We start from the raw sequence: 15,544 nt of genomic DNA, 5'->3' as shown, positions 1-15,544 counted from the left end.
TGGGCGTCGCACCAACGCGGTGAGCCGGCTTAGCACAGTGGTAGTGCAGCGGTTTTGTAAACCGAAGGTCGGGGGTTCAAATCCCTCAGCCGGCACCAGCGTTCATTCCGGTCAAGGCGTTCAGGGCCCACCACCCTGGTACAGCAGCGATGCATAGGAACGTCCCAAGCGGTATGCGCATAGCGGGATCGAGGTTGCGTGTGCGCATAAGGCTTACACCCACCACAACCAAGGCGGTAAGGCTGGCCATAAGCAACACGAAGGGCAGAGCCTGCCATCCGAACCACGCGCCTATAGCGCCCAGCAGCTTGGCATCGCCCAACCCGAGGCCTTCGCGACCGCGCCAAGCCTTGTAGCCCAATGAGATCGCGACCAATGCACCGTATCCTGCGGCGGCCCCGATAACCCTGTCGACTAGGGCAATGTCAGTCGTCCCCATACCCAAAGTCAGGCCAAGGAAAACCAGAGGTAATGTTATTGCATCCGGCAGCCAGAAGTGACGCCAGTCCAGCACGGCCAAGGTCAAAAGCCCCCATCCGAGCATTGCCCAGCCAGCCCCTTCCAAAGTCGGGGCGAGCATAAGCGCGATGCCACCGATCAAAGCGCATCCCAATTCAACCGAAAAGTGCAATGGGTCGATTGGCTCTCCGCAGCGCCGGCAGCGCCCTCGGTACGCCACCGCACTTAATAACGGGACCAAATCCATTGGCCCGAGGACAACACCGCAACTATCGCAAGCTGATCGCCCTTGTGCCACCGAGCGTTCCTGTGGCCAGCGGAGGATGAGGGTCGCAAGGAAGCTGCCGATAATCGCACCCGCAACAGCACCGATGCCGAACGCCCACAGTGCGTTCACAACGTCCCGTCGATCCTTAGCATATAACCATCCCCGGCCTGCTGAAACCCCATAGCGCCCAATCCCTGCCCCAAGGCGGGATCACTGCTCGTTACGCGCATTTCAGCGGTGTAATGGCCATCCGCGTTGATACGCAGGTTTAGCTTCTCCAGCCCCGATTGACTGACCAGCGGCAGCAGAATGGAAGACCCATCACATCGCACATCCCCGCTCAAACCTTGGCTCAGATTCAAACCGGGTAGTTCACCGGCAATCGAGGCTTTGACCCGCCCTTCAGCATGACCGCAGGCTCCAGCGGAAAAATATGCACTCATATCGGTGAAAGTTACGCCGCTGATCGGCAGCGGCGCCAAGGCGACACCGATAGGCAGATTGCCCGTCACATCATCCAGACCAATACGCCCAAATCCAACGGTCAGCGCGCCTTCGATATCGTCAGGCAATCCTGCCTTTCGTCCAAGATCAAGTCGCGCCCGACCGACCAGCAATTGGATCGGCGACAAACCGGCATGCACCGTGCCGACCGACACGTCGCCGACCATCAACTGGTCGATCCGGCCATACCAAAGGCTGCCCTGAACGGCGCGCGCGCTAACCCCCTGCCCTTCCAAGCCAAATAAGCCGATTGCCAAACGCAGGGGAAAGAATGCGACCAAGCCCAGAACGAAGGCACCAAGCAAGCCAAGCTTTGCACGCCGTGAAAGAACGGGCCTCATCATTGGCCTGCCCTCTTCAACACGGCCCGCACGGAAATCGTCCCGGCAGTCGGGGCTGGTTGAACCGTCAGCGTTTCAACGACAACGCCTTGCGCTTCGAGCGCGGCGATCCAGCCAAACAGAGCCGTAGGACGCGCAGATGCGATGGCCAGTTCGACCCGGTCTTCTCCCTGAGCCTGCGCACGTTCGAGAGTGAAGCCCGCTTCACCTGCGCTTTGGCCGACCATCTGATCGAGCGAGCCCACAGCAGCGACAGCCTGCTGAGTTGGCAAAGCCTTCAGCGTCTTGACCTTTGCCCGTATAGCGGCGTTGCGGTCCTGTGCCTGTGCCTGCCGTTCCCGCGCGTTGGCCAATCCTGCCTCAACCGGGCGAGCGATGGCCAGCCACAGGAACACAACGAAGATCAGGACGCCCATTACCCCGACCAGCATGCGTTCGCGCTGGCTCAAGTCAGCCCACCAGTTTTTGAGAGCGCTCATGGCCGCACCGTTATGTTGGCCAGCACGCGACCGCTGGGGTCCTGCGAAGATGTCGCGGTGATCGTAAAACCCGATGCCTGCAATGCCAGCAGCACGACATTGATATCGTCGGCTTTCGGCGCCGCCAGTGTCGCTTTCAATGTCCCATCCTGACTGCGGTCGAGTAAAGTCAATCCAACCGACGGACTGCCCCGCATGGCTGCATAAAGGCCCGCCGTAGGGCCGGAGAAGCCATAAGCACCGGTGCCGCGCTTGATCAGTTGCTGATCGACTTGGGTTGCCGCATCAATGGCATCTACGGCATTGGGCGCGACCTTGCGGGCTATGGCGAGGCTTTCGGCATCGAGACGGTCGGCGTCAACGTTGAGCTTTATGATCGCTATCAAGGCAATCAGCAGGCTGACCAACGCTACGAAGCCACTCCACATGACGATCCGCACGACTTGATCGCGGTCGACAGTCATGCGGGTCCGTTTGGCAAAATCGCCTTGGCGCAGGTTGATTGCCGGGTGCTCCAGCGCACCGATCATAGCCGTTGTAACGGCATCGGCTGGCAAATCCTGAACAACCGCGTCAGCCACCAGAACCGAGGCAATAGGATCGTCTTCCGCCACGATGATGCCGTTGCCGCGTAGCAGCGTCGTATCGCCGACCGTCCCGCGCGCAAAGCTTTCCAACGGGTCGGGTAGCAGCAGAGCAGCCGGGATGATGACGTCGGGATCTATCCCATTATGCTGAGACCAGAGCAACCAATGCTGCAAATCGGCGCGAGCGGTGACGGCGACTAGATGGGGCTTGGCAGGATCGTTTTGCTCGTCGGTCGCCGCGGCCATGGTGTCGGCTTGCCCGATGCTGGTATCGAGCGCGGCGAGACGCGCCGCTGCCCGCCCTTGCCGCGCCGGAAGATCGGGCATCTCCACCCAATGCAGCGTAGTCGCCGCAGCAGGCGCCACCAGCATAGAGACACTATTCGTGGGCAACTCTCGGAGGCCACAAGCGGACAACCAGTCAGCGCCTTTCCCACGCTGAACAACCGTTTGGTCGATCACGCGCATCCATTCCGGCTCGGCATCAGCCTTCTGCGGGAGGACGATTATCAAAGCATCGCGGCCGCTCATGCGCTTTCGCCCCAGTAACGATACACAAGCTTGGCAGGCATAGAGGGCTGCGCGTCAATTAACGCTGTCTCGCTCAAGTCCATGCCCCCCAATTCTACCTCAATATCGACACGGAACCATCGGCTGGTCAACTTCACCTGCGCACCGACCTCGCCAGAAGGAATGATCCCTGCCCGTCCTGGAAGCGCCCAAAATGTGTTGGGGCTCCCATAGCCATCCGCCGGGCGTTGCGCCAGCCATAGTCGCGCTTGTTCGACCGTCACTTTTCCCGGCAGGAGCATGACGAACAGCGGCGCCTGCTGCGGCAAGAGCGTGTTGACATTGATGGGTGAAAGATCGCTGATCGGCAGCGCGCATATCCACGGCCGCAATATTCCATACAACGCTGGGGTGACGCCCTGCACGGCACGCAATTCGCTGGGATCGGTCATGAAGCGGTTTGCGGCGCGATAGGGTTGCGCAAGGGCGAGATAGACTTCGTCTTCGCCCCCACCGGGTTGCGGAACCGCGTCGGTATCGATCCAGTCGGCCAGGGAGGCCGCTACAATCTGCGCCTGCCTTGGATCGATTGCCAATGCCTGCATCAGTGCCTCGAACTGGCTTACGCCGACCGGGCGGACCTTAAGATTTTCAGGGTTATCGCCAGTAACCACGCTATTGAGATTGAAGCAATTTCCGCTGTCGGTCACGCGCGCTGTTGCACTGCCGCCGGGTACCGGCAGTTGTTGCGGGGTGCCGAGCCAGTTGCCTGCAAGCGTGGTCTTGCCGGGCTGCGCCGCCACAAGATCGGCGATACGCAACTTGGCGATGTCTTCAGCAGCGTCGGCATAGGCGCGCGCCTGTGCCTGCAGCCCGGCGTTGCCTGTCAGCCGGGTTGCCAGAGTTACCCGCTCCAGCGCGGTCGCAGCAATGACGGACATCACGGCCACTAGGAGCAGCACAGTGAGGAGCGCCGCACCGAGTTCATGGTCTTTCGGCTGCTTACCCACCGGACACCGCCCCGGGCAAAGCGCGCTCTTCCGGTCCTGGGCCAACCGCAAATAGCATAGTGAGCGCGGAACCACCGCTTCGCACCAGGTTCATCTCCACAGCCCGCGGTAATAGATCGGGTTGTTGGGGTGTCCAGACATTGAGCCAATCGCCACGGGCATTACGGAATCGCAGCGTCACCGACTGGACGCCTTCCAGTAGAGCGGCAGGGTCAACCGCCACGCCGCCATCCACCTGATCGTAGGTACGCCGCTCGAGCTTCCCCTGGCGAAACCAATATTCGACCTTTTGAAGGGAAGAGCGGGGCGCATCGCTGAAGTTGCTGCGTCCGGCGCGGATGAATTGCATGATGGGTGCCGCCTCGCCTTGCGGATTGGCGAAAAATGCTGGAGCCAGTGCGCCGGTTTCCGTGCGGCTGATCCGCGATACCGCCTGCCCCAGATCGGCGGAAAGTGCGCCATCCATGCGTTCCAACGCCGCCATGTCGTCGAGATGCGCCTTGATCGCACCCTGTGCCGATACGCTATTGCCAAGCAGCAACACACCCGCTCCCGCCAGCATGGCGAAGATCGTGAGGGCGACGAGCAGCTCGATCAGAGTGAATCCATTGTTCCGCACGGTAATCATTCAACCCGTCGTACGAAGGTGAGGACGGCGGGCGCGGTGCTCACTTGGCCCTCGACCCTTACATCGACGCGCATCAGGCGTTTGTCGTCCAAGGCGGTCGCTTCACGTGTCCAACGCCAGCGTTGCCCGGCGTTCTCAACTTCACCATCGGCTTTACCCATGCTTGGCGGCTGGGGATCGGTCTGCCATCCGACCATAAGGTTGCGCGCGACAATCTGCGCCATCACCTTGCCGTCGAGATCGGCGGCAGTGCGGATGGTGACGCCCTGCAAGCGGATCAGGGCCAGCGCAGCGAGACTGAACACCGCAAGCGCTACCAGCATCTCAAGAAGGGTGAAGCCCGATTGCTGCATCGTCCGATCAACCTTCGACATCGACTTTTCCAGCCATGTCGACTCGCACGGACACCGTCTGGTCGTCGCGGGTCAGCCTTAAATTGAGAGGGTCGGCAGGGAGCCCGGTGCTATCGAACATGACTTGTACGCGCCCAGAATCGCCCACCAGCGCGGTCGTGCCTTCGCGCCAGTTCGTCGTAACGAAGGGCTTGTCTTCGACCGGCACCCATTGTCCTTCCCGGCGACGTTCGAAACCATAGCCCGATGCGGACACCCACACGGCGATAGGCTGTGCCAGCACGACGGCGTTGTCGCGGGCGGCCAGTGTCCGTGCAGCGAAGCGCTCCGCATCGTCCATGACACGCCCCCGAGGATCCGGGATAGCAAGCAGCACGGCGGCCGACGTGAGGCCGATGATCGCGATCACCACCATCAACTCTACCAGCGTAAAGCCTTGCTCTCTGGCTTTAGATCTCGCTGGAATAGATGTCGGCATTGTCACCCTCGCCGCCCGGCTGGCCGTCGGCACCCAGCGAATAGATGTCGAACGGTCCCTTTTTGCCAGGTACGGAATAGCTGTAAGGACGGCCCCAGGGATCGGCCGGCAGCTTCTTGATGTAGCCGCCACGGCGGTAGCGGGCCGGTTGGGCCAGCGTCGCAGGGGGCGACAGGAGCGACTGCAACCCTTCGGTGCCGCTTGGATAATTGAGGTTGTCGAGGCGGTACTGATCAAGCGCCTGCTCGATCGTCGCGACGTCGGCCTTGGCCTTTTCGACGCGGGCCTTGTCGGTCGCGGGGATGACGTTGATCGCAACGATGGTCGCCAATAAGCCGATGATCACAATCACGACGAGAAGCTCGACGAGCGTGAAGCCGTGTTCGGCGGAACGGCGCGAGAACACGGAGCCGCGTTCTGCGGCGCGATGGGTGAAGGGGGACTTCATGGACTTAAACACCTGTAAGGCTTTGCAATTGCAGGATGGGAAGAAGGATGGAGAGGATGATGACGGCAACTAGGCCGCCCATCAAGATAATGATGATCGGTTCCAGCATGGCTAGCGCAGTGGACGTAAAGCTGTCGAACTCCCGTTCCAGATAATCTGCCGCGCGTTCCAGCATGGTGTCGAGCCGTCCGGCGGCTTCTCCGCTGGCTGTGAGATATACCAGCAGCGGTGGGAAGACCCCTGCACGACGCAACGCCGCTGACAGGCTGCCGCCGCCGCGAATGGCCACGACGAGGTCGTCAGAGGCACGGCGCAGGACGCGATTGTGAACGGTGTTGGCGGTCAGCGCGAGCCCTTCCATCAGGGGCAATCGGCTGGCGACCATAGTGGACAGCGTACGTGCAAGGCGGGCGGCGTGAAGATCGCGGATCAGGCGACCTATGACTGGCAGGCGCAACAAAAAGCCATCGAATCGATAGCGGATTGCGGGCTGCCGCAGGGCGTACCAACCGGCTACCCCGGCAAATAAGCCGACACCTAAAAACACATACCAGTAGTTTACCAGCATGTTGGATATGCCGATGACTATGCGCGTAAGCAACGGCAATTGTTGACCAATTGTATCAAATTGCTCGACGATTTTGGGGACGACAAACACCATCAAAGCAATCACGACAGTAACCGCGAACACCGCAAGCACGGTCGGATAGGCGACGGCTGTCGTCACCTTCGACCGGATCACCGCTTGCCGCTCCATCAGGTCGGCGAGACGTTCCATAATCGTGGGAAGGCTGCCGGAGCTTTCGCCTGCGGAGATCATCGCGCGGTAAAGCGGCGGGAAGCTGCGGGGATCGGCACCCAGGGCGTCCGACAGACGGCGGCCTTCCATTACCCCGGCATGCACCCGACCGATGACAGCGCGAACGTGATCCTGCTCACTTTGCCGAGAAATGGTACGCAGCGATTCTTCAAGCGGGCTGACCTGCACCAGCGTCGAAAGCTGACGGGTGAACAGCGTCAGTTCCTTGGGCGACAGTTTCTTGCCACGACGGGCGAGCAGCGCGCGGCCTGCCGGGGCCGTCGCGGTCAGGCCCGCATCGACCTTGACGACGAAAAGCTTGCGCGCATCCAGTCGCGCCTTTGCGTCATCGATCGTGTCGGCGTGCACCTTCCCTCGCTTCTCGCGACCGGCAGGGTCGATGGCGAGATAATCGAATTCAGGCATCGGCTTTTACAGCTTCCGGCTCGGCTTCGCGGCGCGAAATCCGGATAGCTTCCTCGGCCGTAGTCTGACCGTCACGGACCAACGCTCTAGCCGCAGACCCCAGATTGGGCGCGTTGAGGAAGGCGTGACGCGCGATCAGCGATTCATCGCCGCCGTCGTTGATAAGCCGACGAATGGTGTCGTCGATGCGGATAGCTTCGAACACGCCGATGCGGCCCTTGAACCCTGTCTCGCCGCATTCCGGGCACCCCTTCGCCTTGTACACGATGGTACCCAAGTCAAAGCCGAGCAATGCAGAAGCCGACTTGTCCGCCTGTACGGGCTCACGGCAATGCTGGCACAAGCGTCGCACCAGCCGCTGAGCAATCACAGCGCGCAGCGTGGAGGCCAGCAGAAACGGTTCGACCCGCATGTCGCGCATCCGGGTGATGGCGCCCACGGCATCGTTGGTATGGACAGTCGACAAAACCAGATGGCCAGTGAGCGACGCCTGCACCGCGATCTCTGCAGTCTCACGGTCACGGATTTCGCCGATCATTACCACGTCAGGATCCTGGCGCAGGATCGCACGAAGCCCCGCCGCGAACGTCAGCCCGACCTTTGGATTCACCTGCGTCTGGCCGACGCCGTCGATGGCATATTCAACGGGATCTTCGACGGTCAGAATATTCCGGCTACCGTCGTTCAACTGGCGCAGGCCGCCGTACAACGTCGTCGTCTTGCCCGAACCGGTCGGCCCGGTAACGAGGATGATGCCATTGGGTTCGGCCAGCGCCTCGCGGAAAATGCGGTCGGCATTGCCGGTCATGCCCAACACATCGAGCGACAAACCGGCATTTTCCTTGTCGAGAATACGCAGCACCACGCGCTCGCCCGCGCGGCTTGGCAAGGTGGAGACGCGCACGTCGAGCAGCTTGCCGCCCAGCGTTAAGCCAATACGTCCATCCTGCGGCACGCGACGTTCCGCAATGTCGAGGCGCGCCATCACCTTGACGCGGCTGACGACCACTGGCGCGACATGCGGCGGCATGCGGAGCGTTTCCCGCAGTACGCCGTCGATCCGCATCCGGACAACTAGGCCCGTTTCATAGGGTTCGATATGAATATCAGACACACCCTGCCGCGCGGCTTCGGCAATGATGCCGTTGATCAGGCGGATGGCAGGAGCGTCGTCTGCGCTGTCGAGCAGATCGTCGGCGGTGGGAATGTCCCCAGCGATCAGGTCCAGTTCGTCGGCACCGACTTCCATCGACCCGGCCATCGCCGCAGCGCTGCCGTCCATCGCATAATGCTGGGACAGGTGCTTGTCGAATTGCACGTCATCGACAAAGCGCACGTCGAAGCTCTGGGCAAGGTGACGACGCACCTCAAGGAGAACACGGGGATCGCCGCCTTCGCGGAAGGCCACCGCCAAACGTGCACCTTCCTCAACACCGAGCAAAACGACCCCGAACTTGCGCGCGAAGCCGTAAGGAATGTCGATCAGACGCGGTGCGATATGCGGCGAGATAGCGAGCGGATTTTCAGATACGATCGAGTCATCGTCGGGACCGCCACGACCGATTTTCATGCGCCGCACTCCTGAAGGTGCGCGCCATCGAAATAAGTCGACACGTGCAATATCATTTCGGTGGCTCGCTTGGCGGAATGGCGACGGGGCGGACCACGCTGGTCGAGGATTTGACTTCAGGCGTCGTCACTTCTGGTGCGGTAACGCTGCCCGGAGCCGTCACATCGCCTGCCTGAACCGGTACGGGCGGCGTGGTACCCATGTAATCGCGCAGCAACTCGTCGAGGCTAGGTTCGCTGTCGGGATTGCTAAGCAGTTGCTGACCGCGAATATAGCCATAACGCTGCGCAGTCAGCCGCTGAGCATCTTCCTTGCTACGCAAGATCGTTGGGCGGATGAAGACCATGAGGTTCGTTTTGGCGCGCGACCGGCTGCGCGACTTGAACAATTCACCGAGCAAGGGAATGTCGCTGAGGAAGGGGATGCGTTCGATCGTACGGCGCTCGTTGTCGTCCAGCAGACCGCCCAGTGCCAGGATTTCGCCATCGTCGACCGTGACGGTGGTTTCGATCTCGCGCTTGTTGATGATGAGGTCGCTGCTGTTGCTGGAAACAGGCCCTGCGATGCTGCTGACTTCCTGCCGCAGGAACAGCTTGATGGCGCCGCCTGCGTTGATCTGAGGCTTCACCTCGAGCTGCACACCGACATTCTGACGCTGTACAGTGCGGAACTGATTGTCGAAATTCTGGCTCAGCGCTTCGCCGGTCGTGACCGGAACTTCCTGCCCAACGAGGATGCTGGCCTTCTGATTGTCGAGCGTCATCACCGATGGCGTCGACAGGATATTGCTGTCCGTATCGCTGCGCACGGCGTTGATGATCGCGCCGAACAGGCCGTTTTTACCGATGTTGGTCGCGAGTCCGCCGAATCCGCCGGTGGCGTTGAGCAGAGAATCGACGGCCGCCTTTTGCAGTGTACTGGAAAGATCGCCGTTTTCGGTGGTGCTGGTGGTCGTGCGCGTACCGTCCGGCGCGACGACAGTCGTCGTCGTCTGGCCAAGTTTCGTGGACGCATATGCCCCGGCCAGAGTCAGAATATTGGGATTGGCGTTGCTGTAGTTAGTCGCAGCGAAGCCGGTTTTGGTGCTGCCCAGCAGGAACTGCACGCCAAGCTGGCGCGCGGCGCTGTCGCCGATTTCCACGATGATGGCTTCGACCAGCACCTGTTCGCGGCGCGTATCGATCTGGCGGATCGTTTCGCCCAACATCCGTTGTACATCGCTGTTGGCGGCGACGATGATGGCGTTGGCACCTTCATAACGGGTTACGATAGCCGGGCCGCGTGTGGATATGCCGCCGCCCGATGCCGGACTGCTCGATACCGAAACGGGCGCCGGGGCAGCAGCCGGAGGTGCGCCCTTCGCGCCTGACGCGCTGGACCTCGCCGCTTCGATGGCCTGTGTGCCGCCGCCCTGACCGACGAGCTGCTGCAATACGGGCAGCAGCTTTTCTGCATCGGCATGTTCGAGCCAGAATACACGAATTTCGGTGCCACTGGCCGCTTGCTTATCCAGGCTGCGCGCCATGTTAGCGAGGCGGGCGACAGTGCCCGCATCACCGCGAATGGCAATCGCGTTGCTGCTGTCGATGGGTACAACGGTGGCTGCTGCCCCTGCCCCGGCCCCGCCTTCACCGCCCCCGCCATTGCCGACGAGCGCCTGCAGCGATGTTGCGATTTCACGGGCGCCTGCATTTTTCAGCATGACCATTTCAGTCGCGGCGGTATCTCGGTCGATCCGACCGATCACCTGGCGGATGCGCTGGATGTTATCAGCGTAATCGGCGACGACGATGCTGTTTCCGGCGCGATTGGCGGTAACCGATCCATCGCGGCTCACGAGCGGGCGCAGTGTTTCCAAAGCCGACGCTGCGTCAATAGAGCGAAATCGGAACACTTCCGTAACGAACTGATTGCGACTGGCGGCGCGCCCGACGCTGCTCGGCTGACCTGCAGCGCCTTCGGCGGGCTGAATGCGATAGGCACCGCCCGCCGAAGGCACGGCGACAAGCCCATTGGCCCGCAGGGTCGAAAGGAAGATTTCAAAATATTCAGAACGGCTTAACGGGCGATCCGTGACGACCGAAACCTTCCCCTGAACCCGGCTGTCGATGATGAACGTTCTGCCGGTGACCCGCGCCGCGTCCTGGATGAAGGCCCGGATATCGGCGTCGCGAACGTTGAGCGTTTGCTGGGCCTGAACAGGCGTCGAGAATGGTGCAGACAGCACCAGCGCAAGAGCGGCGCCACGAAGAAAGAGCTGTGTTTTCATGAACCTTGCAATGTCAGGGCGATGGGAACGGTGCTGGCGCCGCGCTCCACGATAAGGGAAAGGCGCGCGCCGGGGGATATCTGCCCCTGAAGCACCTGAAGGTCAGACGCGCTGTTTATGGGACGACCGTTGATTTGCGTCACGATGTCACCCGCCAGAAATCCGGCGCGCTGAAAGGCCGGACCTTTTGGCGACAGGACAACGCCAGTGATACGGCCGCTTTCGCTCCGCGGGCTGAAACCGATGTCCGATTTGATCGCGGCGGCCGTAAGATCCTGCAATGCTACAGGGGACGGTACAGCCTGGCCGGTTCCGCCGGATGCCGGCGGAACCGATGCAGGATCGGCCACTGGCGCTGCCTGCGACTGGTCAAGGAACACGGTTTCCTCCGCACCGCCGCGATCGATGACAATATGATCGAAGGACACAGATTTGAGCTTTACGCCGGGCAGAATTTCGTCCCCCACGGCGAAGCTGTTTTGCACGCCATCGGGCGTCGCGATTATTGCGCTGCCCAACCCCGATCCTTCGTTCACGCGGATTCCATACACGGTAATCGAAAGGGACGTGACGACCGGCGTGCCAATGGCAGCGTTCGGCGTGCGGAAAAAGGGATCGAACTGTGTGAAGAGCGTTTGCCGTTCCGCTGTCGATGGAATGACTGCCTGACGACCCTGCCAGTTGCCAAAGCTGTCCGCGGGCGTGACAATTGCCCAGACGAGGCGCGCGATCTGAATCGCCAGAAGCGCGAGCATGAGCCATTCGAGTGCCGCTACGCCATTGATGCGCTGCATATCGGGTCGCGGCAAACGCCGGACCAAAGACGCCGATCTGGTCCGCAGCATTTCGGTCATCGCAATCTGCATAGCTTTAGCGATCCCTTTGGCAGTAAGCGCCGACGGCGTGGTGCTAGGCGTCTATTCTTACGCTTACATGACGCAATTGCGACAGTTTTATTGCAGTGCATCAACCCGTTGGCGGCGGCAATAATTTTGTTTAGGCAAGCCCCATGGCTTCTCCATCCGACCAATGGCGCGCAGACGCCGATGCCGCGCGGATCGCCGCCCATCCCGGTGCGATGCGCTTTCCCAACCGCGATCTGACGCTGTTCATCCAGCGCGACTTTCTGTCAGGCACGCAATGTGCAGAACTGATCGCGCGGATAGAGAAGGATCGCCGCCCCTCGACCATCGCCGATCCCAATGGAGACGGGTATTTTCGGACGAGCGAAACCTGCGATCTCGATCCTCTGGACCCGTTCGTTGCGAACGTCGATCGCCTGATCGCCAACTATGCCGGGATCGACCCGATCTACGGCGAGCCATTGCAGGGCCAGCGTTACGCCGTGGGACAGGAATTCAAGGCGCACACCGATTACTTCGAGCCGCATGGCACCGACTTTGCCAAATATTGCTCCGTCGCAGGCAACCGCACCTGGACGTTCATGATCTACCTGAACCTGCCCCAAGCAGGCGGCGCGACGCGGTTCACCAAAGTAGGCAAGACTGTGCAGCCGGAGACGGGCAAGCTGCTGGCGTGGGACAATCGCAACGCAGATGGCGTATTAAACCCCGCTACGATCCATCATGGTATGAAGGTCCGTAGCGGGGTCAAATATGTGATCACGAAATGGTATCGGGAGCGGCCCTGGGCGTGAGCCCAAGGTCGCTCGGGATGCACCTTAGAAATTCACGCTGAGACCCAGGGTCGCAATCGTGCCGCGGTCGTACAAGTTGTAGAAGATGCGGTTTTCGCCGTTCTGCTGATATTCCTTGTACTTCGTGCCGGTGATGTTGCGCACTTCCAGTTTCAGCTCCGTTTCGATGTCACGGATGCGGATACCCTGACGTGCCACGAAATCGAGCTGAATACCCGGTTCTTCGATGATGTCGGGCTGAAGCGCTGCGCCGCGGCTCGTCACGCGCTTGCTCGCGTAAGAAAAGAGGATCGTTTGCTGTGAAAGCGTGTCCTTGTCTTCCATTCCCAGCTGCAGGTTAACGATGTGATCGGACTGCCCGGTGAGCGGTGCCCCGTCGCGGAAATAGTCGGTCGCCTTAGTCGCTGACGATGCGAACACGGCAACAGGATCGTTGGCGGACACCTTCAGCTTGGACTTCGTATAGCTGTAGTTCGCGATCGCGACGAACTTGCGCGATGCCCAGAAAGGTGCGTCCGATATGGTATCGAGCGGGAAGAACTTCTGCGCCTCCACTTCGACGCCGTAGAGATTAGCCTTTGGCGCATTCGCGAAGCTGGAAATGACAGTGTTGTCGCTGAAGCTGGCGAAGGTTTCGATAGGATTGTCGATCCGTTTGAAGAATGCCGCCACGGCAATCCGTTGTTCCGGCGCGAAATACCATTCGTACCGTGCCTCGGCATTGTACAGCTGGCTGTCGGTCAGCAACGGGTTGCCGCGGAATTCACGGTTATTGTCCGGATCGAAATAGAGCTGATAGATCAACTCGCGGAACTGAGGCCGTGCGATCGTCTTGGACGCATTCAGACGCACCTGCATATCCGGATTGAACTTCCACGTTACCGTAGCGGCCGGCAACCAGTAATCCCGTCGCAAGCTGGCATTGGCGAGCGAAGCCGTGGGCGTGGTAAACACCTGAAGCGGGGTTACAGTCTGCCTCGCCTTTTCGAAACGCACACCCAGGTTGAGGTTCAGCTTTGATGTAATGTCCGCCTGCACCTGGCCATAGCCCGCGTTGGTGAGCAATTTACCGATGAAGACCGGGTTCGCTTCATTGGTATCGATCAGATTGATCTTGTAGAAATCAATAATCGACGGCTGCAACAGATAGTCGGGTCGGAACAACCCGATAGCCGTTGGAAAATCGCTCGGCGCCCGAAATTGAAAATCGCGCACTTCCGTACGGCGCTTTGTATCGGTCACGGCATAGCCGACCGTCGCGCTGATGTCCGGAGTCACTTTATACGAAAGATCGAGGGCGCCTGACCATAGATTTTCGTTCAGATCCGAGTAGCTGACCGAGGCACTGCCGCCGCGCTGGTTGGCACCGAGCGTATTGATGAAATAGGCGCCATAAGGATCGTTGGGATCGTTGCTGCGCGCATATTCGAAGCTGAACTCATCGGGTGCCTGCCGCTTGGAGTTGGCAAAGGCGCCACGCAAATCGAGGCTGAGCGCGTCGGTCAGCTTCAACTCGCCGACCAGTTGGGTGTCGATCAGTTGCCGCTCGTACCAGGCCGTGTCCTGTTGTTGCAAAGTAGCACTACCGCTGGTGGCGCGTGTACCCACGCCCAGGCGCGCCTGCTTCAACGTGTCGCGAATGTAGAGGTTGGTCCAGCGGACCTTGTTGTCGCCAAATTCAAGACCGAAGCCAAGGAGGCCGTTGGCAACGATGCGGTCATCGGTGATAACCCGCTGGAAATCGAGCTCCTTGCTCGACAGGTCGACCGAGTTCGCTGTCTGCTGAAGCGTATCGCGGGTACGCCACTTGTTGCTATAGCCGGCGGTAGCGATAATCCCCAGGCTCGCATCGTCACCCAGTTCCAGCGACGTCGTACCCGTGATGGCCGCCGACCAGTTGGGTGGCAGATGCTTGTTACGCTGGATGAGCGCGTTGCGTCCGTTCACCAGTTGGCCGGCAATCGCCTGCGTATCGACTCCCCCCTCACTGATGCGTTGACCGCTGTTGAGATATCCGACAAGAGCGGGCGGAAGATCGCGTGAGCCATTGTCGAAGCCCGTCCAGTCGCTCTTGCTGCCGTAATATGTGTAACCGAGTTGACCGGTGGTTTCGCTGTCGCCCGCAAGGCTACCAGACAAGGTGAGCGTGGTTTCCTTCGGGATGGCCTTTGTCGTCAGGTTAATGACGCCGCCGCCGAATTCGCCGGGGAAATTCGCAGAATAGCTTTTCTGAACCAGTGACGATGAAACCACGCTGGTCGGGAACAGGTCGAGCGGCACCACGCGCTTCAAAGGCTCGGGACTAGGCAGCGGGGAGCCGTTGAGAAGCGCCAGCGAATAGCGATCGCCCAGACCGCGAACGTAAACAAAGCCGTTGCCCACAACGCTAAGGCCAGTGACACGACCCAGTGCGCCAGCAATATTGCCTTCACCAGTTCGTGCAATGTCGGCGGAAGAAAGCACCGACACCACCTGGCTGGTCGTGCGCGCGATATCGCGCGTGCGGCGTCCCACGACGATGATGTCGTTGCTGACACCGGGCAGCGAGACGTCGGCTTGCTCTTCGGCCTGTGGCGGCGCGGGCGTGGGGTCGACAGCGTCCGTGGCTGTGCTGTCCGGGGCTGTGGGAACGGTGCCTGTGGCAACGTCGCCTGCGGTGTTTTGTGCCACGGCAACCGAAGGCGCAACGAGCGCCGAGGAAACGAGCAGAAGGCTGGCAAGCCCGAACGGCTTAGTCATGAGAACCCCTTTAATGTAG

Annotated in this window: 15 protein-coding genes and 1 tRNA gene; 2 read left to right on the top strand and 14 right to left on the bottom strand. The window is 60.6% G+C overall.

Translation table 11 applies throughout. The annotated features are described in order from the left end of the window. The first annotated feature begins 23 nt into the window (after nucleotides 1-23). Nucleotides 24-98: transfer RNA gene (locus QMG56_RS11140), tRNA-Thr, on the top strand. Here the strand turns inward: QMG56_RS11140 and QMG56_RS11135 are convergent. From QMG56_RS11135 to QMG56_RS11075, 13 genes are read right to left on the bottom strand one after another with little or no spacing between them, the layout of a single operon-like run. Beyond that, nucleotides 86-856 carry an A24 family peptidase gene (locus QMG56_RS11135; RefSeq protein WP_281822601.1) on the bottom strand — a complete coding sequence of 257 codons (771 nt, stop codon included), beginning with the start codon at nucleotides 854-856 and terminating at the stop codon, nucleotides 86-88. The genes QMG56_RS11140 and QMG56_RS11135 overlap by 13 nt on opposite strands. Beyond that, nucleotides 853-1,575, bottom strand: a complete 723-nt coding sequence (gene gspN / locus QMG56_RS11130; protein WP_281822600.1) for a type II secretion system protein N — start codon at nucleotides 1,573-1,575, stop codon at nucleotides 853-855. The genes QMG56_RS11135 and gspN overlap by 4 nt, the downstream gene beginning before the upstream one ends. Next, a complete protein-coding gene (locus tag QMG56_RS11125; protein ID WP_281822599.1) occupies nucleotides 1,572-2,051 on the bottom strand; it encodes a type II secretion system protein M in 480 nt (159 codons plus the stop codon). The genes gspN and QMG56_RS11125 overlap by 4 nt, the downstream gene beginning before the upstream one ends. Continuing rightward, nucleotides 2,048-3,169 (bottom strand): type II secretion system protein GspL, encoded by a 1,122-nt coding sequence (gene gspL, locus QMG56_RS11120; protein ID WP_281822598.1) that lies wholly within the window; start codon nucleotides 3,167-3,169, stop codon nucleotides 2,048-2,050. The genes QMG56_RS11125 and gspL overlap by 4 nt, the downstream gene beginning before the upstream one ends. Continuing rightward, on the bottom strand, nucleotides 3,166-4,158 hold the full coding sequence (gene gspK / locus QMG56_RS11115; RefSeq protein WP_281822597.1) for a type II secretion system minor pseudopilin GspK: 993 nt from the start codon (nucleotides 4,156-4,158) through the stop codon (nucleotides 3,166-3,168). Before gspK ends, gspL begins: the two co-directional genes overlap by 4 nt. Further along, nucleotides 4,151-4,786 (bottom strand): type II secretion system minor pseudopilin GspJ, encoded by a 636-nt coding sequence (gene gspJ / locus QMG56_RS11110; RefSeq protein ID WP_230187449.1) that lies wholly within the window; start codon nucleotides 4,784-4,786, stop codon nucleotides 4,151-4,153. The genes gspK and gspJ overlap by 8 nt, the downstream gene beginning before the upstream one ends. After that, complete coding sequence (gene gspI, locus QMG56_RS11105) at nucleotides 4,783-5,160, bottom strand: type II secretion system minor pseudopilin GspI (RefSeq protein WP_230187448.1); 378 nt, start codon at nucleotides 5,158-5,160, stop codon at nucleotides 4,783-4,785. Before gspI ends, gspJ begins: the two co-directional genes overlap by 4 nt. After that, nucleotides 5,147-5,617 carry a GspH/FimT family pseudopilin gene (locus tag QMG56_RS11100; protein ID WP_281822596.1) on the bottom strand — a complete coding sequence of 157 codons (471 nt, stop codon included), beginning with the start codon at nucleotides 5,615-5,617 and terminating at the stop codon, nucleotides 5,147-5,149. Before QMG56_RS11100 ends, gspI begins: the two co-directional genes overlap by 14 nt. After that, entirely contained in the window at nucleotides 5,589-6,065 is a 477-nt protein-coding gene (gene gspG, locus QMG56_RS11095; protein WP_281822682.1) for a type II secretion system major pseudopilin GspG, read from the bottom strand. Before gspG ends, QMG56_RS11100 begins: the two co-directional genes overlap by 29 nt. A 4-nt stretch (nucleotides 6,066-6,069) precedes the next feature. Further along, on the bottom strand, nucleotides 6,070-7,290 hold the full coding sequence (gspF, locus tag QMG56_RS11090) for a type II secretion system inner membrane protein GspF (protein ID WP_281822595.1): 1,221 nt from the start codon (nucleotides 7,288-7,290) through the stop codon (nucleotides 6,070-6,072). Beyond that, the gene (gspE, locus tag QMG56_RS11085; protein ID WP_281822594.1) at nucleotides 7,283-8,860 is read right to left on the bottom strand and encodes a type II secretion system ATPase GspE; all 1,578 of its coding nucleotides are present in this window, start codon (nucleotides 8,858-8,860) and stop codon (nucleotides 7,283-7,285) included. Before gspE ends, gspF begins: the two co-directional genes overlap by 8 nt. A gap of 52 nt (nucleotides 8,861-8,912) precedes the next feature. Continuing rightward, nucleotides 8,913-11,129 carry a type II secretion system secretin GspD gene (gspD, locus tag QMG56_RS11080; RefSeq protein ID WP_281822593.1) on the bottom strand — a complete coding sequence of 739 codons (2,217 nt, stop codon included), beginning with the start codon at nucleotides 11,127-11,129 and terminating at the stop codon, nucleotides 8,913-8,915. Further along, on the bottom strand, nucleotides 11,126-11,995 hold the full coding sequence (locus QMG56_RS11075; RefSeq protein WP_375713681.1) for a type II secretion system protein N: 870 nt from the start codon (nucleotides 11,993-11,995) through the stop codon (nucleotides 11,126-11,128). Before QMG56_RS11075 ends, gspD begins: the two co-directional genes overlap by 4 nt. A gap of 143 nt (nucleotides 11,996-12,138) precedes the next feature. Between QMG56_RS11075 and QMG56_RS11070 the strand changes: the two genes are divergently transcribed. Continuing rightward, complete coding sequence (locus QMG56_RS11070) at nucleotides 12,139-12,786, top strand: 2OG-Fe(II) oxygenase (RefSeq protein ID WP_281822592.1); 648 nt, start codon at nucleotides 12,139-12,141, stop codon at nucleotides 12,784-12,786. Nucleotides 12,787-12,810: 24 nt separating this feature from the next. Here QMG56_RS11070 and QMG56_RS11065 read toward each other — a convergent pair whose 3' ends face one another. Further along, nucleotides 12,811-15,525: a TonB-dependent receptor domain-containing protein gene (locus QMG56_RS11065; protein ID WP_281822591.1), complete on the bottom strand. Its 2,715-nt coding sequence runs from the start codon at nucleotides 15,523-15,525 to the stop codon at nucleotides 12,811-12,813. Between the last annotated feature and the right edge of the window lie 19 nt (nucleotides 15,526-15,544).

The organism is Sphingobium sp. BS19 (genome assembly GCF_027925545.1).
Lineage (GTDB): Bacteria > Pseudomonadota > Alphaproteobacteria > Sphingomonadales > Sphingomonadaceae > Sphingobium.
Note: the sequence above shows the minus strand (reverse complement) of the source record. Positions and strands in the feature narration are given on the sequence as shown.

Coding starts and splice junctions, on each gene's coding strand:
- gspI (WP_230187448.1), bottom strand. CDS start 5,160: ATGTCGAAGGTTGATCGGACGATGCAGCAATCGGGCTTCACCCTTCTT.
- gspL (WP_281822598.1), bottom strand. CDS start 3,169: ATGAGCGGCCGCGATGCTTTGATAATCGTCCTCCCGCAGAAGGCTGAT.
- QMG56_RS11065 (WP_281822591.1), bottom strand. CDS start 15,525: ATGACTAAGCCGTTCGGGCTTGCCAGCCTTCTGCTCGTTTCCTCGGCG.
- gspN (WP_281822600.1), bottom strand. CDS start 1,575: ATGATGAGGCCCGTTCTTTCACGGCGTGCAAAGCTTGGCTTGCTTGGT.
- QMG56_RS11070 (WP_281822592.1), top strand. CDS start 12,139: ATGGCTTCTCCATCCGACCAATGGCGCGCAGACGCCGATGCCGCGCGG.
- gspG (WP_281822682.1), bottom strand. CDS start 6,065: ATGAAGTCCCCCTTCACCCATCGCGCCGCAGAACGCGGCTCCGTGTTC.
- gspE (WP_281822594.1), bottom strand. CDS start 8,860: ATGAAAATCGGTCGTGGCGGTCCCGACGATGACTCGATCGTATCTGAA.
- QMG56_RS11125 (WP_281822599.1), bottom strand. CDS start 2,051: ATGAGCGCTCTCAAAAACTGGTGGGCTGACTTGAGCCAGCGCGAACGC.
- QMG56_RS11075 (WP_375713681.1), bottom strand. CDS start 11,995: ATGCAGATTGCGATGACCGAAATGCTGCGGACCAGATCGGCGTCTTTG.
- gspF (WP_281822595.1), bottom strand. CDS start 7,290: ATGCCTGAATTCGATTATCTCGCCATCGACCCTGCCGGTCGCGAGAAG.
- gspJ (WP_230187449.1), bottom strand. CDS start 4,786: ATGATTACCGTGCGGAACAATGGATTCACTCTGATCGAGCTGCTCGTC.
- QMG56_RS11100 (WP_281822596.1), bottom strand. CDS start 5,617: ATGCCGACATCTATTCCAGCGAGATCTAAAGCCAGAGAGCAAGGCTTT.
- gspD (WP_281822593.1), bottom strand. CDS start 11,129: ATGAAAACACAGCTCTTTCTTCGTGGCGCCGCTCTTGCGCTGGTGCTG.